Source organism: Pseudomonas sp. 14P_8.1_Bac3, from assembly GCF_025466085.1.
Taxonomy (GTDB): domain Bacteria; phylum Pseudomonadota; class Gammaproteobacteria; order Pseudomonadales; family Pseudomonadaceae; genus Aquipseudomonas.
In genome coordinates, this window is record NZ_JANLOD010000051.1 from 72,092 (window position 1) to 89,098 (window position 17,007).

20 protein-coding genes and 2 pseudogenes are annotated in these 17,007 nt (G+C 60.6%); 12 read left to right on the top strand and 10 right to left on the bottom strand.

Annotated elements, in window-relative coordinates:
• Window positions 1-132: 132 nt before the first annotated feature.
• Window positions 133-210: pseudogene (locus NTD84_RS16725) on the top strand (outer membrane lipoprotein carrier protein LolA); the annotation flags it as partial.
• Window positions 211-215: 5 nt separating this feature from the next.
• Here the strand turns inward: NTD84_RS16725 and NTD84_RS16730 are convergent.
• Both NTD84_RS16730 and NTD84_RS16735 read right to left on the bottom strand, forming a co-directional pair.
• Window positions 216-431, bottom strand: coding sequence for a TIGR02450 family Trp-rich protein (locus tag NTD84_RS16730; protein WP_262167502.1), 216 nt, complete (start codon window positions 429-431; stop codon window positions 216-218).
• Window positions 428-1,414 carry an NAD(P)/FAD-dependent oxidoreductase gene (locus tag NTD84_RS16735; RefSeq protein ID WP_262167505.1) on the bottom strand — a complete coding sequence of 329 codons (987 nt, stop codon included), beginning with the start codon at window positions 1,412-1,414 and terminating at the stop codon, window positions 428-430. Before NTD84_RS16735 ends, NTD84_RS16730 begins: the two co-directional genes overlap by 4 nt.
• A 196-nt stretch (window positions 1,415-1,610) precedes the next feature.
• On the opposite strand from NTD84_RS16735, the gene NTD84_RS16740 reads away from it, so the two are divergent.
• Window positions 1,611-2,513, top strand: coding sequence for a TIGR01777 family oxidoreductase (locus tag NTD84_RS16740; RefSeq protein ID WP_262167508.1), 903 nt, complete (start codon window positions 1,611-1,613; stop codon window positions 2,511-2,513).
• Between the two features lie 13 nt (window positions 2,514-2,526).
• Entirely contained in the window at window positions 2,527-3,552 is a 1,026-nt protein-coding gene (gene hemH, locus NTD84_RS16745) for a ferrochelatase (RefSeq protein WP_262167511.1), read from the top strand.
• Between the two features lie 105 nt (window positions 3,553-3,657).
• Here hemH and NTD84_RS16750 read toward each other — a convergent pair whose 3' ends face one another.
• Window positions 3,658-4,932 (bottom strand): uracil-xanthine permease family protein, encoded by a 1,275-nt coding sequence (locus NTD84_RS16750; protein WP_262167514.1) that lies wholly within the window; start codon window positions 4,930-4,932, stop codon window positions 3,658-3,660.
• Window positions 4,933-4,934: 2 nt separating this feature from the next.
• Window positions 4,935-5,573, bottom strand: coding sequence for a uracil phosphoribosyltransferase (gene upp / locus NTD84_RS16755; RefSeq protein WP_262167516.1), 639 nt, complete (start codon window positions 5,571-5,573; stop codon window positions 4,935-4,937).
• 164 nt (window positions 5,574-5,737) lie between these two features.
• Here upp and NTD84_RS16760 point away from each other — a divergent pair, with 164 nt between their 5' ends.
• The 4 genes from NTD84_RS16760 to NTD84_RS16775 all read left to right on the top strand — a co-directional run bounded on the left by NTD84_RS16760 (window position 5,738) and on the right by NTD84_RS16775 (window position 7,782).
• Window positions 5,738-6,295, top strand: coding sequence for a hypoxanthine-guanine phosphoribosyltransferase (locus tag NTD84_RS16760; RefSeq protein ID WP_008025895.1), 558 nt, complete (start codon window positions 5,738-5,740; stop codon window positions 6,293-6,295).
• Window positions 6,296-6,298: 3 nt separating this feature from the next.
• The gene (locus NTD84_RS16765) at window positions 6,299-6,772 is read left to right on the top strand and encodes a WbuC family cupin fold metalloprotein (RefSeq protein ID WP_262167520.1); all 474 of its coding nucleotides are present in this window, start codon (window positions 6,299-6,301) and stop codon (window positions 6,770-6,772) included.
• A gap of 173 nt (window positions 6,773-6,945) precedes the next feature.
• Complete coding sequence (locus NTD84_RS16770) at window positions 6,946-7,431, top strand: hypothetical protein (RefSeq protein ID WP_262167523.1); 486 nt, start codon at window positions 6,946-6,948, stop codon at window positions 7,429-7,431.
• A gap of 63 nt (window positions 7,432-7,494) precedes the next feature.
• A complete protein-coding gene (locus NTD84_RS16775; protein WP_262167524.1) occupies window positions 7,495-7,782 on the top strand; it encodes a PA4642 family protein in 288 nt (95 codons plus the stop codon).
• A gap of 64 nt (window positions 7,783-7,846) precedes the next feature.
• Here NTD84_RS16775 and mqo read toward each other — a convergent pair whose 3' ends face one another.
• Together mqo and NTD84_RS16785 are read right to left on the bottom strand one after the other, a co-directional pair.
• Window positions 7,847-9,355 carry a malate dehydrogenase (quinone) gene (mqo, locus tag NTD84_RS16780; protein ID WP_262167526.1) on the bottom strand — a complete coding sequence of 503 codons (1,509 nt, stop codon included), beginning with the start codon at window positions 9,353-9,355 and terminating at the stop codon, window positions 7,847-7,849.
• A gap of 737 nt (window positions 9,356-10,092) precedes the next feature.
• Window positions 10,093-10,326 carry a hypothetical protein gene (locus NTD84_RS16785; protein ID WP_262167527.1) on the bottom strand — a complete coding sequence of 78 codons (234 nt, stop codon included), beginning with the start codon at window positions 10,324-10,326 and terminating at the stop codon, window positions 10,093-10,095.
• A 221-nt stretch (window positions 10,327-10,547) separates the two neighbouring features.
• Here NTD84_RS16785 and NTD84_RS16790 point away from each other — a divergent pair, with 221 nt between their 5' ends.
• Entirely contained in the window at window positions 10,548-11,132 is a 585-nt protein-coding gene (locus NTD84_RS16790) for a YajG family lipoprotein (protein WP_262167529.1), read from the top strand.
• 123 nt (window positions 11,133-11,255) lie between these two features.
• Here the strand turns inward: NTD84_RS16790 and NTD84_RS16795 are convergent, their stop codons facing one another.
• Complete coding sequence (locus tag NTD84_RS16795) at window positions 11,256-11,462, bottom strand: hypothetical protein (protein ID WP_262167532.1); 207 nt, start codon at window positions 11,460-11,462, stop codon at window positions 11,256-11,258.
• A gap of 194 nt (window positions 11,463-11,656) precedes the next feature.
• Here NTD84_RS16795 and NTD84_RS16800 point away from each other — a divergent pair, with 194 nt between their 5' ends.
• Window positions 11,657-11,935, top strand: coding sequence for a hypothetical protein (locus NTD84_RS16800; RefSeq protein ID WP_262167534.1), 279 nt, complete (start codon window positions 11,657-11,659; stop codon window positions 11,933-11,935).
• A gap of 128 nt (window positions 11,936-12,063) precedes the next feature.
• On the opposite strand, the gene NTD84_RS16805 is transcribed toward NTD84_RS16800, so the two are convergent.
• On the bottom strand, window positions 12,064-13,230 hold the full coding sequence (locus NTD84_RS16805) for a 1-acyl-sn-glycerol-3-phosphate acyltransferase (protein WP_262167536.1): 1,167 nt from the start codon (window positions 13,228-13,230) through the stop codon (window positions 12,064-12,066).
• Window positions 13,231-13,368: 138 nt separating this feature from the next.
• Between NTD84_RS16805 and NTD84_RS16810 the strand changes: the two genes are divergently transcribed.
• From NTD84_RS16810 to NTD84_RS16820, 3 genes are read left to right on the top strand one after another with little or no spacing between them, the layout of a single operon-like run.
• Window positions 13,369-13,551, top strand: a complete 183-nt coding sequence (locus NTD84_RS16810) for a CPXCG motif-containing cysteine-rich protein (protein WP_262167539.1) — start codon at window positions 13,369-13,371, stop codon at window positions 13,549-13,551.
• Between the two features lie 27 nt (window positions 13,552-13,578).
• Entirely contained in the window at window positions 13,579-13,839 is a 261-nt protein-coding gene (locus tag NTD84_RS16815) for a DUF2007 domain-containing protein (protein WP_262167542.1), read from the top strand.
• A gap of 35 nt (window positions 13,840-13,874) precedes the next feature.
• Window positions 13,875-14,498, top strand: coding sequence for an SOS response-associated peptidase (locus tag NTD84_RS16820; RefSeq protein WP_262167544.1), 624 nt, complete (start codon window positions 13,875-13,877; stop codon window positions 14,496-14,498).
• 95 nt (window positions 14,499-14,593) lie between these two features.
• On the opposite strand, the gene NTD84_RS30100 is transcribed toward NTD84_RS16820, so the two are convergent.
• Both NTD84_RS30100 and NTD84_RS30105 read right to left on the bottom strand, forming a co-directional pair.
• Window positions 14,594-15,436 carry a methyl-accepting chemotaxis protein gene (locus NTD84_RS30100; protein ID WP_410017364.1) on the bottom strand — a complete coding sequence of 281 codons (843 nt, stop codon included), beginning with the start codon at window positions 15,434-15,436 and terminating at the stop codon, window positions 14,594-14,596.
• 12 nt (window positions 15,437-15,448) lie between these two features.
• Window positions 15,449-16,735 (bottom strand): annotated as a pseudogene (locus NTD84_RS30105) (HAMP domain-containing protein); the annotation flags it as partial.
• Between the last annotated feature and the right edge of the window lie 272 nt (window positions 16,736-17,007).

The window sequence follows — 17,007 nt, forward strand, 5'->3', positions numbered from 1 at the left end:
CTGAACCTGTACAGAATATTTATTCTGTACAACATTCTTCCATCATAGATTCAAAGGTGTACAAGTCAAATTGTTTGTATAAGTTTCTCGGGGGCCTTGTAGGGATGAGTTGCTCCGGGCGGCGTTGCGACGATGGTCGCCAACGATAACGCTGGAAGACTGACACCCTGTGGCGCTCTCAGGTTTTTCGCGAGCAAGCTCGCTCCTACAGGGGGTTATTTCCAGCCGAGGATCCAGGCCTCGCTGTTTTTCAGCGTCTGCCAATCGAGCCGCTCGCTGCGCTGGGTCAGCACTGCCTGCAACTCGACATCCACCACCGTGCCTTCCTCATCGCGGAACAATTCGGTCACTAAAAAATGTTTTTCGCGGTTTTGCGGATGGGCTGCTGTCCATTTCGACAGCAGCAATTTGCTCGGATTGATGCGATTCATTGCAGGTGCTGGTGCAGGCGGCGGGCGGCTTCCTGGCCACTGAGCCATGCACCCTCGACGCGACCGGACAAGCACCAGTCGCCACAGGCATAAAGGCCCAGATCAGCGTCGGCCAGCGTGCCCCACTCGTGGCTGCTGGAAGGGCGAGCATAGAGCCAGCGGTGGGCCAGGCTGAAGGTCGGCGCCGGCATGGCGCTGTGCAGCAGCTCGGCGAATGCGCCATGCAATTGCTCGATCACCGCTTCCTTGGACAAGTCGATGTGCTGCCGGCTCCAGGCACTCGTGGCGTGCAGCACCCAGGTGTCCAGGGTGTTGTCACGTCCCGGTTTGCTGCGGTTGCGGGCCAGCCAGTCGAGCGGGCTGTCCTGTACGAAGCAGCCTTCCATGGGGGTATCCAGCGGTGTATCGAATGCCAGCGCGATGGCCCAGGTCGGGTCCATTTTGACCCCGGCAGCGGCACCGGCGAGCTTCGGCGCCGAGGCCAGCAGCGCTGTTGCCTGAGGCGCGGGCGTGGCGATGATCACGTGGCTGAACGGGCCGTGGGTGAAGCCTTCGGCGTCCTGCAGATGCCAGTGTTCTTCACCGCGATAGACCTCGGTAATGCGGCAGGCGAAATGCACTTCCGAATCCCCGAGCAGGCCGCGGGTGATGGCGCTCATGCGCGGCGTACCGACCCAGCGGGTCTGTTCGTCCGGCGACAGATTCAGTTGGCCACCGTGGAACGTGTAGAGCTGCGGCGTCCACTCGGCGACCCAGCCGTTGGCTTGCCAGCGCTGGACCTCGGTGACGAAGCGGCGGTCGCGGGCGGTGAAATATTGCGCGCCCATGTCCAGGGCGCCCGCATCGCTGCGCTTGCTCGACATGCGTCCGCCACTGCCGCGGCTCTTATCGAAAAGTTGAACGACATGCCCGGCCTCTGTAAGGGCCTGGGCGGCTGAGAGTCCGGCGATGCCGGTGCCGATGATTGCGATAGGTACAGTCATAGGGGCCTCGTTTACCTTTCTGTACAGACTACGCCGTGGATTAAACCTGTACAATATTGTTTTTTGGTATAACTTTTAGCGTTCTCGTTCTGACAGCTTGGCCTATTGTTAAACACAGAGCCTGCCCGATACCAAAGATCCCTGCTTATAAAAATAGACTAGTGATCAAGGTAAAACGCCACGCGAGGAAGAAGTCATGCACATATTGCTGACCGGCGGTACTGGTTTGATAGGACGTCAGCTCTGTCGACACTGGTTGAGCCAGGGCCATCGTCTGACCGTCTTGAGCCGCACGCCTGAAAAAGTCGCGAAAATCTGTGGCACCGACGTGCGCGGCGTCGGCCGTCTGGAAGACCTGGGGCAGGAGCCGGTCGACGCGATTATCAACCTCGCCGGTGCGCCGATTGCCGATCGGCCCTGGACGTCGCGGCGCAAGGCCTTGCTCTGGAGCAGCCGTATCACCTTCACCGAAACCCTGCTGGTGTGGCTGGAAAGCCGCGAGCAAAAACCGCAGCTGTTGATCTCCGGCTCCGCGGTGGGCTGGTACGGCGACGGCGGTGAACGGGAACTGACCGAGGACTCTCCACCCGTCATCGACGATTTCGCCAGTCAGTTGTGCATCGCCTGGGAAGAAACCGCGCAACGCGCCGAGACGATGGGCATTCGCGTGATCTTCATTCGCACCGGCCTGGTGCTGTCCGCCGATGGCGGCTTTTTGTCGCGGCTGTTGCTGCCGTTCAAACTGGGGCTGGGCGGGCCTCTGGGCGATGGTCGGCAGTGGATGCCGTGGATCCATATCAACGATCAAATCGCCCTGATTGATTTTCTTCTGCATCAGAAAAGCGCCAGCGGTCCTTATAATGCCTGCGCGCCCAAACCGGTGCGCAATCGCGAATTTGCCAAGACGCTGGGCAGCGTGCTGCACCGCCCGGCGTTCATGCCGATGCCGGCCCTGGCCTTGAAAGTGGGCCTGGGCGAGTTGTCATTGCTGTTGCTGGGCGGCCAGAAGGCCCTGCCGGCTCGCTTGCTGGAGGCGGGTTTCAGCTTCCAGTTCACTGATTTGCGCGCGGCTCTGGACGACTTGTCCGGCCGCCTTTGAAATAGGACGTTGCATGACCGATCACGCGTTGCTTCTGGTCAACCTGGGTTCGCCTGCCTCCACGTCGGTGGCGGATGTGCGCAGTTACCTCAATCAATTTCTGATGGACCCGTATGTGATCGACCTGCCATGGCCGGTGCGGCGCTTGCTGGTGTCGCTGATCCTGATCAAGCGCCCGGAGCAGTCGGCTCACGCCTACGCCTCGATCTGGTGGGAGGAGGGCTCGCCGCTGGTGGTGCTCAGTCGTCGCTTGCAACAAGCGATGGCCATGCGCTGGAGCCACGGGCCGGTGGAGCTGGCGATGCGTTACGGCGAGCCGTCGATTGAAACGAAGCTGGTGCAGCTCGCGTCCCAGGGCCACAAGCGCGTCACCCTCGCGCCGCTGTATCCACAGTTCGCCGACAGCACCGTGACCACGGTGATCGAGGAAGCCAAACGGGTGGTGCGGGAGAAGAAACTCGACCTGCAGTTCTCGATTCTCGAGCCATTCTACGATCAGCCGGAGTATCTCGATGCCTTGGTGGCCAGTGCCAAGCCGCATCTTGAGCAGGATCACGATCACCTGTTGCTGAGCTTCCACGGATTGCCGGAGCGCCACCTGACGAAGGTCGACCCGACGGGCCATCATTGTTTCAAAAACGAAAATTGCTGCCAGAACGCTTCGCCCGACGTATTGGCGACGTGTTACCGCGCGCAATGCCTGCGCACGGCCTCCGAGTTTGCCAAGCGTATGGGGCTGGCGGACGGCAAATGGTCGGTGTCGTTCCAGTCCCGTCTGGGGCGGGCCAAGTGGATCGAACCCTATACCGAGGCGCGTCTGGATGAGTTGGCCGGAATGGGCGTGAAGAAGGTGTTGGTGATGTGCCCGGCGTTCGTGGCCGACTGCATCGAAACCCTGGAAGAGATCGGCGATCGCGGCAAGGAGCAGTTCCGCGAAGCGGGGGGCGAGGAGTTGGTGCTGGTGCCGTGCCTCAACGATGATCCGCAGTGGGCGCGAGCGTTGAATGCGTTGTGCGAAAGGGCGCCGTTGGCGCTGTAAAGCGTCGTCGGATCGCCGCCCGCAGCAAGCCCGTATTCACACATCCAATGTGGGAGCGGGCTTGCTCGCGAAAGCTATCGAACGGGCAACCCTAGCCTCAAGCCATTACAACAACGGCTCATCCGCCTTCTTGTGCTTCCAGCTGTCATTCCCCGGCAGCAACAGGTTCAGACCAATCGCCACCACCGCGCACAGCGCGATGCCTTTGAGGCCGAAATCGTCCGGACCGGTGCCGGTGCCAACCAGCACGCCGCCAATGCCGAACACCAGCGTCACCGACACGATCACCAGGTTGCGTGCTTCGCCCAGGTCGATCTTGTGACGGATCAGCGTGTTCATCCCCACCGCCGCGATCGAACCGAACAGCAGGCACAAAATCCCGCCCATCACCGGCACCGGAATGCTTTGCAGCAGCGCGCCGAACTTGCCGATGAACGCCAGGCTGATGGCGAAGATCGCCGCCCAGGTCATGATTTTCGGGTTGTAGTTCTTGGTCAGCATCACCGCGCCAGTCACTTCGGCGTACGTGGTGTTGGGCGGACCGCCGAACAGACCAGCGGCGGTGGTGGCAATCCCATCACCGAGCAGCGTGCGGTGCAGGCCTGGCTTCTTCAGGTAATCGCGACCGGTCACGCTGCCCACGGCGATCACCCCGCCGATGTGCTCGATGGCCGGGGCCAAGGCTACCGGGACGATGAACAGAATCGCCTGCCAGTTGAACTCCGGCGCGGTGAAGTGCGGGATGGCAAACCATGGAGCGGCGGCGATCTTCGCGGTATCGACGACGCCGAAATAGAACGCCATCGCGAAACCCACCAGCACGCCGGAGATGATCGGCACCAGGCGGAAAATGCCTTTGCCGAACACCGCGACGATCAGCGTGGTCAGCAGCGCCGGCATCGAGATCAGCATTGCGGTCTGATAATGGATCAGCTCACTGCCGTCGCCGGCCTTGCCCATCGCCATGTTGGCGGCGATCGGCGCCATGGCCAGGCCGATCGAAATGATCACCGGGCCAATCACCACCGGGGGCAGCAACCGGTCGATGAAGCCGGTGCCTTTGATCTTCACGGCGAGGCCGAGGAAGGTGTAGACGAAACCCGCCGCCATCACGCCGCCCATGGTCGCCGCGAGGCCGAACTGGCCCTTGGCGAGGATGATCGGGGTAATGAAGGCAAAGCTGGAAGCGAGGAACACCGGCACCTGACGCCCGGTGACGATCTGGAACAGAATCGTCCCCAGACCTGCGGTGAACAGCGCCACGTTCGGGTCGAGGCCGGTAATCAGCGGCATCAATACCAGCGCGCCAAACGCCACGAACAGCATCTGGGCGCCGGACAGCACCGTACGCCAGAGCGGATCGTTGAACTCTTGCTGCATGGTCACGCGTCCTTCTGCTTGGTGCCGAAGATCTTGTCACCGGCATCGCCCAGGCCTGGGATGATGTAACCGTGTTCGTTGAGTTTTTCGTCAATGGAAGCGGTGTAGATGGTCACGTCCGGGTGAGCCTTCTCAACCGCGGCGATGCCTTCGGGGGCGGCCACCAGCACCATGGCGCGGATGTCGCGGCAACCGGCTTTTTTCAGCAGGTCGATGGTGGCAACCATGGAGCTGCCGGTGGCGAGCATCGGGTCGATGATCATCGCCAGGCGTTCGTTGATTTCCGGGACCAGTTTTTCCAGGTAGGTGTGGGCCTGCAGCGTTTCTTCGTTGCGGGCCACGCCGACGGCACTGACCTTGGCGCCCGGGATCAGGCTCAGCACGCCTTCGAGCATGCCGATACCGGCGCGCAGGATCGGCACCACGGTAATTTTCTTGCCGGCGATTTTCTCGACCGACACAGTGCCGGCCCAGCCCTGGATATCATAGGTTTCCAGCGGCAGGTCTTTGGTGGCTTCATAGGTCAGCAGGGCACCGACTTCCTGAGCGAGCTCACGGAAATTCTTGGTGCTGATGTCAGCGCGGCGCATCAGGCCAAGTTTATGACGGATCAGCGGATGGCGGATCTCGAGGATGGGCATGGGAAAGGCTCCGGCGGCGGGCAAAAAAACCGGCCTAGATTAATCTATCCGAGGGTGTTGTCCTATAGACATAGAGTACGTTAGTCCACAAACGCTTGATCTGACCGTGCGGGATGCGTACCTTTGCCCGCTTTTCCTGCATCCGCCACCCCTTGGAGAGCACCATGTCCGCTGATCTCGAGCATATCCGTCAAATCATGCGAGAGGCTGACTGCCTGTACACCGAAGCTGAAGTCGAAGCGGCCATCGCCCGCGTCGGTGCGCACATCAACGAACAGATGGCGGACACTAACCCGGTGGTGTTCTGCGTGATGAACGGCGGCCTGATTTTCGCCGGCAAACTGCTCACCCATCTGCAATTCCCGCTGGAAGCGTCCTACCTGCACGCGACCCGTTATCGCAACGAAACCAGCGGCGGTGACCTGTTCTGGAAGGCCAAGCCGGAAGTCTCTTTCATTGACCGTGACGTCCTGATCATCGACGACATCCTCGATGAGGGTCACACCCTGGGTGCGATCATCGACTTCTGCAAGCACGCCGGCGCACGCAAAGTGCACACCGCCGTGCTGATCGATAAGGACCACGACCGCAAGGCGCGTCCGGACCTGAAAGCCGATTTCGTCGGCCTGCCGTGCATCGACCGCTATATTTTCGGTTACGGCATGGACTACAAAGGCTACTGGCGTAACGCCAACGGGATTTTTGCTGTTAAAGGAATGTAAACCATGAGTACGCCGCGCTTTCTGAATCAAACGCTGTTCACTGAATTGGCCGAGAAAGCCGCGGCCAACCCCCGTGGTCGCCAGCACCACAACTTTCACCAGATGGAAGATGCTTGCCATCGCATGGCGGTGGGGTTGCAGCCGCGCACCTACATTGCGCCGCATCGGCACCTGGAGGACACGAAGGCTGAAACCGTCTTGATTCTTAAGGGACGGCTTGGCCTGCTGATCTTTGACGAGACCGGCGCGGTGGTGCGCAAGCAAATCCTGCAGGCCGGTGGCGAGTGCGTCGGTGTGGACCTGCCGCCTGGCGTGTTCCATGGCATGGTGGTGCTGGAAGCCGACAGCCTGATGTTCGAGTGCAAGGCCGGTCCTTACCGTCCGGTGGGCGAGGGTGAACTGGCGCATTGGGCGCCGCGCGAAGGCGAGCCGGGCGTGGCCGAATATCACGCGTGGATGCGCGCGCAGTTCGACTGATCATTTTCGTCCGCTCACACCCCCGACCCCCGTAGGAGCGAGCCTGCTCCGGGCGGCGTTCCGACGATGGTCGTCAACGATAACGTTGGCGGCCTGACACCCCGCGGCGTGCCGGCAATCATCGCGAGCAGGCTCGCTCCCACAGGGGGAAACGTCCACACCGGAGCCCTCTGATGAAACCGTTGATCCGTTGCTGCGCCGCGCTGTTACTGACCCTCAGCCTGCCGCTGTCCGCCGCTCCCGCGCCGATGCACGCGCAGTTCCTGCCTCCCGATGACCTGTCCCTGCGCGAGGGCGAGCCCGAGCAGCAACAGTTGCTGCAGGTCACCGAGTATTCGGTGGTGGTCGGCAGTCAGCGCCAGTCCACCCAACAACCCATCCCGGTGACGTCGCCGTTGCTGGTCCGCCTCAAGGGCAAATCCCTGAACAAGGGCGCGACCATCAATCAGGTGCTGGTCAACTTCGACGGCGAAAGCAAAAGCCTGAAAAAGCCGATCTACGACGAGAAGAGCAAAACCCTGACGCTGTTTTACCCGGTGGCGCAGTACCGCGTGGTCATCGACTTGCTGCGCAATGACACGGTGTATTGCCAGTTCCTCAGCTACGCCAACGGCCATGTCTGGGCCGACCTGCACACCGGCGCCGTTCGTTCGCGTTGAGCCCTGCGGCCACTGAGGGGTAAACTGCCCGCCCCGTGATATGTCTGCGAGCTGGAGTCGGCAATGCGTAAAGATAAGAAACAAGTGATTGGTGACGAGATCGGCGATGAGCAGATCAAGTTGTTTCTCGATTTCGAGCCGGTCGACGCCACTTCGCCGTCCCTGCACAAGCTGATCAAGGCTTACCGTGGCCTGCGCATCGACGACTTCGAGCGTTTTCTGGTGTTCTTCGTTGAAGCGGGTCTGGATGTGAACGGCAAGGACGAGCACGGCAATGATTTCGTGACCCTGATCAAGGATCAGCGCAACGCGGCCGAGTACATCGAACTGATCGAAAAAGCTCGCGGTTAAATTTCCACAGGCACAAAAAAACGCCCCGCTCCTACAGGAGCGGGGCGTTTTTTATGCGGCCAAATCAAGCGAAGCTTGGGGTCTCGCTGCTTTCTTCAACCAGTTCCAGCGCAATGTTGTTCTGGGTGTTGATCTTGCGATACAGCGCAGCATCGGTTTCCAGAACCTTTTCACGGGCCGGGAAAATTTCCGCCAGCTTGGCCGCCCACTCGCCGGACGCCTTGGCTGCGAAGCATTTCTCGATCAGTTCCAGCATGATCGAAACAGTGACCGACGCGCCAGGCGAAGCGCCGAGCAGTGCCGCGAGGGAGCCGTCCTTGGCAGCCACCAGTTCGGTACCGAACTGCAGGACGCCGCCCTTTTTCGGGTCTTTCTTGATGATCTGCACCCGCTGGCCGGCCACTTCCAGGCGCCAGTCTTCGGCTTTCGCCTCAGGGTAGAAACGACGCAGGGAATCCAGGCGCTGCTCCATCGACTGCATCACTTCGCTGACCAGGTATTTGGTCAGGTCCATGTTGTTTTTCGCCACGGCCAGCATCGGTCCGATATTGCCGGCGCGAACCGACAGCGGCAGGTCCATGAAGGAACCGTGCTTGAGGAACTTGGTGGTGAAACCGGCATACGGTCCGAACAGCAGGGATTTCTTGCCGTCGACCACGCGGGTGTCCAGGTGCGGCACGGACATCGGTGGCGAACCCACGGCGGCCTGGCTGTAGACCTTGGCCTGGTGGTGCTTGACCACTTCCGGGTTGTCGCAACGCAGCCATTGGCCGCTGATCGGGAAGCCGCCGAAGCCTTTGCTTTCTTCGATGCCCGACGCCTGCAGCAACGGCAATGCCGCGCCGCCCGCACCGAGGAAGACGAACCTGGCGTCGACTTCACGGGTGTTTCCGCTGTTGACGTCCTTGATGCTGACGGTCCAGCCGCCGTTGTTGCGCTTCAGGCCGGTCACGCGTTTGCAGTACTTGACCTGGGCATCGGGTGCGCTGGTCAGGTGCTTGAGCAGTTGGTTGGTCAGTGCGCCGAAGTTGACGTCGGTGCCATTGATCACGCGGGTCGCCGCGAGGACTTCATCCGCCGGCCGGCCCGGCATCATCAATGGCATCCACTCGGCCATTTTCGCCTTGTCTTCGGTGTATTCCATGTCGGAAAAGGCGTGGTGCTTGCTCAGCACGTTGAAGCGTTCCTTGAGGAAGGACACTCCGTTGTCACCTTGCACGAAGCTCAGGTGCGGAACCGGGCTGATGAAGGACTTGCACGAACCGAAGGTGCCTTTTTTGGTCAGGTAGGACCAGAACTGCTTCGACACCTCGAACTGGGTGTTGATGTGCACGGCTTTCTTGATGTCGACGGTGCCGTCGGCGGCCTGCGGCGTGTAGTTGAGCTCACACAGCCCGGCGTGACCGGTACCGGCGTTGTTCCACGGGTTCGAACTCTCCGCGGCACCGGAATCCATCAGCTCGACGACTTCCAGCTTGATCGCGGGGTCGAGCTCTTTGAGCAGTACTGCAAGGGTGGCACTCATGATGCCGGCCCCAACCAGTACTACGTCGACTGCTTCATTATGCGCCATTTAACGCGTCTCCAAAATCTGCAGCACCAAATTGTCGGCATGGCTGCCAAGCGTTCCGGGGCGTGTCAGTGATGCCCCAGGTACTCATGGCAGTGTCGCCATGTCCGAATCTTCGCAATTTATCGCAACTTCGACGGACGCTACCGGCCGGGTCAATGAGGTCTATGAACTCACTTCAACGCGCGACTGGCAATTCGACTTATGGTCGAGACATCCGTTTGTGCAACCAAATCCGTAGCGGACAGGCTTCAGGCTCCGGTGTTCGAGGCGTACTCGGTCCTGTGTCGTTGGGCTGTTCCAGACGCTAATGGTGCATATTCAGACGCAAAACTATTCATTTGCTCGCCACACTCTTGTGAAGTTGTGAAAACCCGTTTTTTTCACGCTCTTTTGAAGACGTGAACCTCAAAAAAGGGCTGCCCCAGCCTGGCACCGTGCCCGGATGGATTGCCGCCATGGGATACATGACCGGCAAAACGGGCAAACAGCTCAGTGACCGAGCGTAATGACAGCTCTGCAGATTCGCGAAAAGCGGGGTTTTTGCCAAGGGAACAGCAAGCGCGCCAGCTTCACTCGATCTGTGTGGGCGGCTCTCTGTGGGCGGTGCGGGGTGCCAATACCGAAGCATTGACGATGCTGCGAGGCCCGATCAGGAGACGTCCTTATAATCGGGGGGAGATTGTATCTAAGAAACGCAGGGAAATGGACGTGTTTAATGACTTTTATTAGGCGTCTGGTCAGGTGGCCAGCCACTGCTGCGCCCGGGCGCGCGGTTGGCGCTGGCTGATACGGGCGCTGGCAGGCAGCGGATGGTGCAGCCAGTTGAGGCGGATTTCTTCGATTTCGACCCAGCCATCGCCCATTGGCTGCAGGCTGCACTGCTTGAACGCCTGGCAATGACCATTGCGGTCGAGCAGGACGAAGCAGCGGTGCAATGGGCGGGGCGCGAACAGCGAGATCAGGTAACGCATGACGAAGTACCTTGATAGGGTGACTGTGGTGAAGATTGTCAGGGCGGCGTGACATGCAAGTGTATGGGCGGTGACATCTGTGTGACACGATCCGGATCTGAAAGATGTGTCAGACCTTTCCTTGTTTTGCCTTGATGGTTGCGCTGGTTCGCCGCTGTAGCGCACCGCTATACTGCCGGTCTGTTTGTGCCTGATTCTGGCCTGATTCTGGAGAGATGAGCATGTTGCAACGCCTGTTGTTCGGTTTGATTACTGTGACCAGCTTGACGCTGGTTGGCTGCGCCCACAGCCCGCAACAACTGAACCCGGAACCGAAGCTGACCACTCAGCTGGCACCGGTCGGCCATGGCCAACCCGTGGTGGTGCGTGTGGTGGACGGTCGTCCTTCGCCGACCTTGGGCACCCGTGGCGGCCTGTATCCGGAGACCAGCGCGATCACGGTGCAGGGCGCGCAGATCCTGCCGAAGTTGCAGGCTCAGGCTGAAGCGGCCGTGCGTCTGCTGGGCTTCACCCCAACTACCAATGCGATGAATGCCCCGCAACTGACCGTGACCCTGGCCGAGCTGAAGTATCAGTCGCCGAAGGAAGGCATGTACGTGACCGAGGCGACCATCGGCGCGACCTTCCGCTCCGACGTGCAGAACGCCAACCGCCGCTACAGCGGTCGTTACGGGGCCTCCCTGGACCAGCGCTTCGGCATGGCGCCGAACCAGGAAACCAACACCAAGCTGGTCAGCGATGTGTTGAGCGATGCGCTGACGCGCCTGTTCAAGGACCCGACCGTGGGTCAGATCCTCGGCGAATAACCCGAGCCCCTTGTAGGAGCGAGCCTGCTCGCGATGGACGTGAACGATGACGCGTGCAATTTGAATAAACGCGGCGCCCTTACGTTTTTCGCGAGCAAGCTCGCTCCTACAGGTAGCGGTCGGTCAGGCCGCTTCGGAATAGAAATCCAGCACACTCACCCCCGTCAGCAAATCCGCCTCCGGCAAATCTGCATGCTGATGCCCGCCCAGTGCGCAATACACCAGCCAATGGCGATCCTGAACGTTGAAGGCAAGGCTGCCGACTAAGGCTTGTTGTTCGTCGCTCTGGGCGATGAGGTAGAGGCGGTCCTGGTTTTCGGCGTGCAGCATGACGGTGTCCGTGTCGGTTTTGATGGGCCGAGAGACTGACGGATGCAGATGACGAAGCCGTGACGCAAGACAGGAATCTGCCAAATGGTGGGTTATTTGTCGTAAAACGCGGGCAGCAGGGACGGCTTTCGGTAGAATCCGCGCCGCGGTCGTCGGTCCGGCGCCTGCCACACCTGTTTTGTCCGAGGTTCGTGATGTCGCTGCATTTGATGACGCTGTTTACCGCCCATCCTGCCAAGTTGATCAACCTGCTGGCCTTGCTGTTCGCCTTCCCGGGCGGCTGGTTGCTGCACGCCACGCGTCGCCGCGAACAACGCGCGCAGGCCAGTCTGGCGGAACAGCGTCAGAGTCGTCCCAGCGAAGAACCGGTCCTCGATTGGGCGACCTTGCGCATGAACCGGTTTTTCTACCGTTTCGGCTTTGCCTGCCTTGGGCTGGCGTTGCTGGTGTCGTGGATCAGCACACGCTTCTGAACCCGCACACACACAACCCTCTGTAGGAGCGAGCTTGCTCGCGATTCTCGTCAACGATCACGCAACGCGGTACCTGGACATTTTTCGCGAGCAAGCTCGCTCCTGCAGAATAGGCGCTCAGGCCATTGCTATAGCGGCAGCCCGGCCTTCACCCGGTACTGATTGCGCACTGGCGTAGCGTATTGCAGCACCAGGAACGGCCGATGCTCTTCCGGGCAGGCGTCCAGGCGCCGTTGCCATTCTTCCTTGGCCTTGGCCAGCTCGTCGGCGGCAAACACTTCGGCGGCCGTCGGCACCTGCAACTGCGGGTCAGCATCCTTCCACTGCGCATACGCCAGGTAGTGCACCGGGAACAGGCGATAGCCGCCGAGGATCTGCTTGTCCATTTCGGTTGCCAACTGCTTGGTGTCTTCGAACAGCTCGGTGATCGGTGCGGCAAAGTTCACATGAACGCGGCCCTTGTAGCCGGTGATGCCCTTGGCGATGCTCACATCGTCCTCGCCCGGCACTTTGCTGTAGCTGCCGGTGGTGGCGCGAATGTAGAGCTCACGCGCCTTGGCCTGGTCGCACGGGTCATATTCGTAGCTGATCGACACCGGGGTCACGTTCAGCGAACGAATGACTTCGCCGAACGGCTCGTCCTTGCGGCTCATGTGGAACATCTTGAGGATCGCCGATTCGGTGCGGTCGTCACCGTCCTTGGCCCGGCCTTCGGCCTGGGCGATCCAGATCGAGGCGCAATCATGACGGATCGAGTGATTGATGTAAGCCGACAGCAACTGGTACGCCGCCATTTTTTCCCGGCGACCGGTGATCGAACGGTGCACGATGAAGCTCTTGTTCAGGCGCATCAGGTCGCTGACAAAGGGCTTCTGCAGCAGGTTGTCGCCAATCGCGATGCGCGGTGTCGGCAGGCCGGCGTGATACACGGCATAGTTCACGAAAGCCGGGTCCATCACGATGTCGCGGTGGTTGGCGATGAACAGGTAAGCGCTGCCCGACTTGAACTGCTCGACGCCGGTGTACGTCACACCGTCCGTGGCGCGTTCGATGGTGTGGTCGACGTAGTACTCGACTTTGTCCTGCAGCGTGGCCACCGAATTGATGCCGGCGAATTCACGGCGCAACCGGTGAGCTATAAGAGGTTTGAGCATCCAGCCGAAGGCACCGGCGTAACGCGGGAAGCGGAAATGGATGAGGATATCTAGAAACGCCTTGTCGCCGAGCAGCCGGTGCAGCACCGCTGGGACTTCGCTGTCGTCGTAAGGTCGGATGGCATCGAATTCGCCCATCATGCTCTCTTGTTAGAAACGGCTAGGGTAAGTAAAGGTTTTGATCGAAAACCAACGGGGCACGGTCTGAAAAGGTAGTCAGACAAAATAGCCCTGCAAATAGACCGGCGATTATACGCACAAGTCACCCGGGAGACCGCGATGCTGGAAACCGAGCGCTACGAATGTCCGTATTGTGGGGAAGAGGCTGAGGCCGTGCTGGATTTGTCCGGTGGCGATCAGACCTATATCGAGGATTGTCCGGTGTGTTGCCGCCCTATCACGTTTGTCCTGCAGACTGATGGTCAGGAATGGTTGCTTGACGTTCACAGTGAAAACGAATGAAACGCCGTATTAAAGGGGGCGCGCTTCATGCAGCGAATCTATGAACCGGAAAACCTGATGGAAGGCGAGTTGCTGCAAAGCATGCTGGCCAGCGAGGGCATCGAGGCACATCTGGTCGGGCGCGATTTGCTCGGTGGCAGCGGGGAGCTGCCGATCTTCGGGCTGTTGGGGTTGTCGGTCGATAACGACCAGGCCGCCTACGCCCGGGAGTTGATCACTGCGTACAATGCCGCGCTACCAATGCCCGGCGATGAACCGGACAGCTTCCCCGGCACGCTGGTCTGTTAGGCTGGCGTTCGTTTTATCAAGAGTCGTGTTGCCCCATGTGTGGACGTTATGCCCTGTTTCGCTGGAACCCCGCCTTCGCGGCCCTGCCTGGCTTCCCCGCCGATCAGCAGGCCCAGTGGAATATTTCCCCCAACGATTCGGTGTTGATGCTGCGTGCCGGTGTCGATGGCCGGCGCGAGCTGGCCCGTGCGCGCTGGGGTTTGACGCCGCCGTGGCTGACCGATCTGTCCCGCACCCCGGCCCACGCCCGCGCCGAAACCGTGGCCGAGCAACCGATGTTTCGTCAGGCGCTGCGTGAGCGTCGCTGCCTGCTGCCGGCCAACGGCTTTTACGAGTGGCGCGGCAGCGCCCGCAAACGCCCGTATTGGCTGACGCCGGGGGAGGGCTCGGCGCTGTTTTTTGCGGCGATCTGGGAAGCGTATCCGGTGCAGGAACAGGTGTGGTTGAGCACGGCCGTGATCACGCAACCGGCGGCGAGTCAGCGTCGACCTTTGATTCTCGATGCGGCGCAGCAGGACGCCTGGCTCGATCCCGAGACGCCCTTGCATGTGTTGCAAGGTTTGCTGGCCAGTGAGCCCGCGGTGTTGCGCGAGCGGGTGTTGGCGAATCTGGTGAATGATCCGAAGTTGAATGGGCCGGAGTGTTTGACCCCGGGTTGATGGGGTGGCCTTTTCGCGAGCAAGCCCGCTCCCACCGGGATTTGTGGCGTTCACAAAACCTGTGGGGGCGGGCTCGCTGGCGAAGGGGCCTCGGATCAAACCTTGAACTGATTGATCAGGCGCCGCTGCTGCTCGGCCAGTTTGGTCAAATCCGCACTCGCCGCGCTCGACTCATCCGCGCCGCCCGCAACCTCATTGGCCACTTGCCCGATGTTGATCACGTTGCGGTTGATGTCATCCGCCACCGCGCTCTGTTCCTCGGCTGCACTGGCAATCTGGGTGTTCATGTCATTGATCACCGACACCGCCTGTGTGATCGCATCCAGCGCTTCGGCGGCTTTCGCTGCATGCTGCACACTTTCATCGGTACGGTTCTGGCTGTCCTCCATCACCCGCACCACATCCCGCGTGCCTTGTTGCAATTGCTGGATCATGGTCTGGATTTCTTCGGTCGCCTTCTGGGTTTTCTGCGCCAGGTTGCGCACTTCATCGGCCACCACCGCGAACCCACGGCCCTGTTCACCGGCGCGCGCCGCTTCGATGGCCGCGTTCAGCGCCAGCAGATTGGTTTGTTCGGCGATGCCGCGAATGGCGGTGAGGATCGCGTTGATGTTCTCGCTGTCCTTGGCCAGGGTCTGCACCACGCCCACGGCCTTGCCGATTTCCACGGCCAGCACATGGATCGAATTCGACGTGTCCAGCACGATCTGCTTGCCCTCGGACGCAGCCTGGTCGGCATGGCTGGCCGCTTGCGCCGCCTGGGTCGCGTTGCGCGCCACGTCCTGGGCGGTGGCGGTCATTTCATGCACCGCGGTGGCGACCTGATCGATCTCGGCCATTTGTTTCTGCACGCCGATGTTGGTACGAATCGCGATGTCGGCGGTGTGTTCCGACGAATCGCTGACGCTCTGCACGGAGGTCACGACCTGGGTGATCATCGCCTGTAACTTGGCGAGAAACGTGTTGAAGCCTTTGGCAATCGAGCCCAGCTCATCGGCGCGATCACTGGTCAGGCGGCGCGTCAAATCGCCTTCACCCTTGGCGATGTCATCGAGCATGGCCACCATCTGTTTCAGCGGGCGAGCGATGCCGTGGCCCACCAGCCAGATCACCAGCAAGCCGATGCCGGCGATCAACAGGCCAACCATGGCCATGCCGAAGGTGTCGGATTTGCGCTGGGTGTTGAGGTCGGCCTGAAGTTTTTGCAGGTCGGCCATCACCGCGTCCAGCGGCAGTTGCAGCATCAGCGTCCAGCGGGCGTCGGTCTGGCCAATGCCGAACGGCAGGTACAACTCGATCCGGCCCTGGGCTTTGTCGACGCTGTAGGTCACCTCGCCGCGTTTGAGATTGGCCATGTTGGCAATCTGCTGGCTGTCGAGGATGTCGCTGACCTTCTCGCCGAATTTGCTCGGGTCCTTGGTGTAGGCGACGATCCGGCCGTTGCCACCAATCAGGGCCATGACGCCCGAGCCGTTATAGAGTTTCTGGTTCGCGCCCAGGAGCATTTCCTGGATGAAGTTCACCGACAGGTCGGCGCCGACGATGCCCTGGAAGGTGCCATTGAGCATGATCGGTTCAATGAAGGACGCGAGCATGACGATCTTGTCGCCGACCTTGTAGGGCGCCGGATCGATCACGCAGGATTTGCTGGTCTCTTTCGAGCACAGGTAGTACTCGCTGGCGCGGATGCCGGTGGACAGGGTTTTCTGGTCGTCGACGTCTACCAGTTTGTCCAGGCCCAGCGTGCCGTCTGCGTTGCGGAACCACCATGGCAGGAAGCGGCCGTTCTTGGCGTCGATGCCCACGACCTTGGTGTCGATGTAAGCGGCGTCATTGTGGTCGAGGGCGTTGGGTTCCCAGCCAATGTAAGTGCCAAGGATTTTCGGATTTTTGCTGACGTTTTCCTTGATCAGGCTGATCAGCTGCTCACGGCTCAGGCTCAATTGCGGCTGGCCGTCGGCACCCGGTGTGCCGATCAAGGCGTTGACCCGCACCAGTCCGCCGGCAATCAACAGCGGCGCTTCGAGTTCGCGCTGGATCTGGCTGACCTGGGTTTGCGCCAGGGAGGTCAGGCGCTGCTCGATGACTTGCTCGAATTGTGCCTGGGTCCGCTCCTGCACCATGTCCTGGGTCCGTGCCCCGGAAAACAGCGCGTACAGCACCAGCGCCGCCACGACGCTTAGAACGATGGCGCCGGCCAGGGCCGCCACAGAAAACTGGATCGACTTGAATTTCATGGGTGCTCCGCACGCAAGAGGACATCTGCGGTGCTGTATCGGCAGAGGGCCTGACGGCCATGAGGGCGTCTCGGCGAATTGGCTGTTTTAGAGTGGTTGATGTCGCAAATGGATCATCGCCAGCCATTACTGGACGTGGTGGAAGCGGTTATGTGAATTTTTTCCTACGGAGTCGGGAGTTTTATCCGAATCTGGCGTCTGACTATCGGTTGTATCTGGCGCCGATACACTTCGGCGCCTAGGATACGCGGCATGATTTCAGGGAGTTCTGT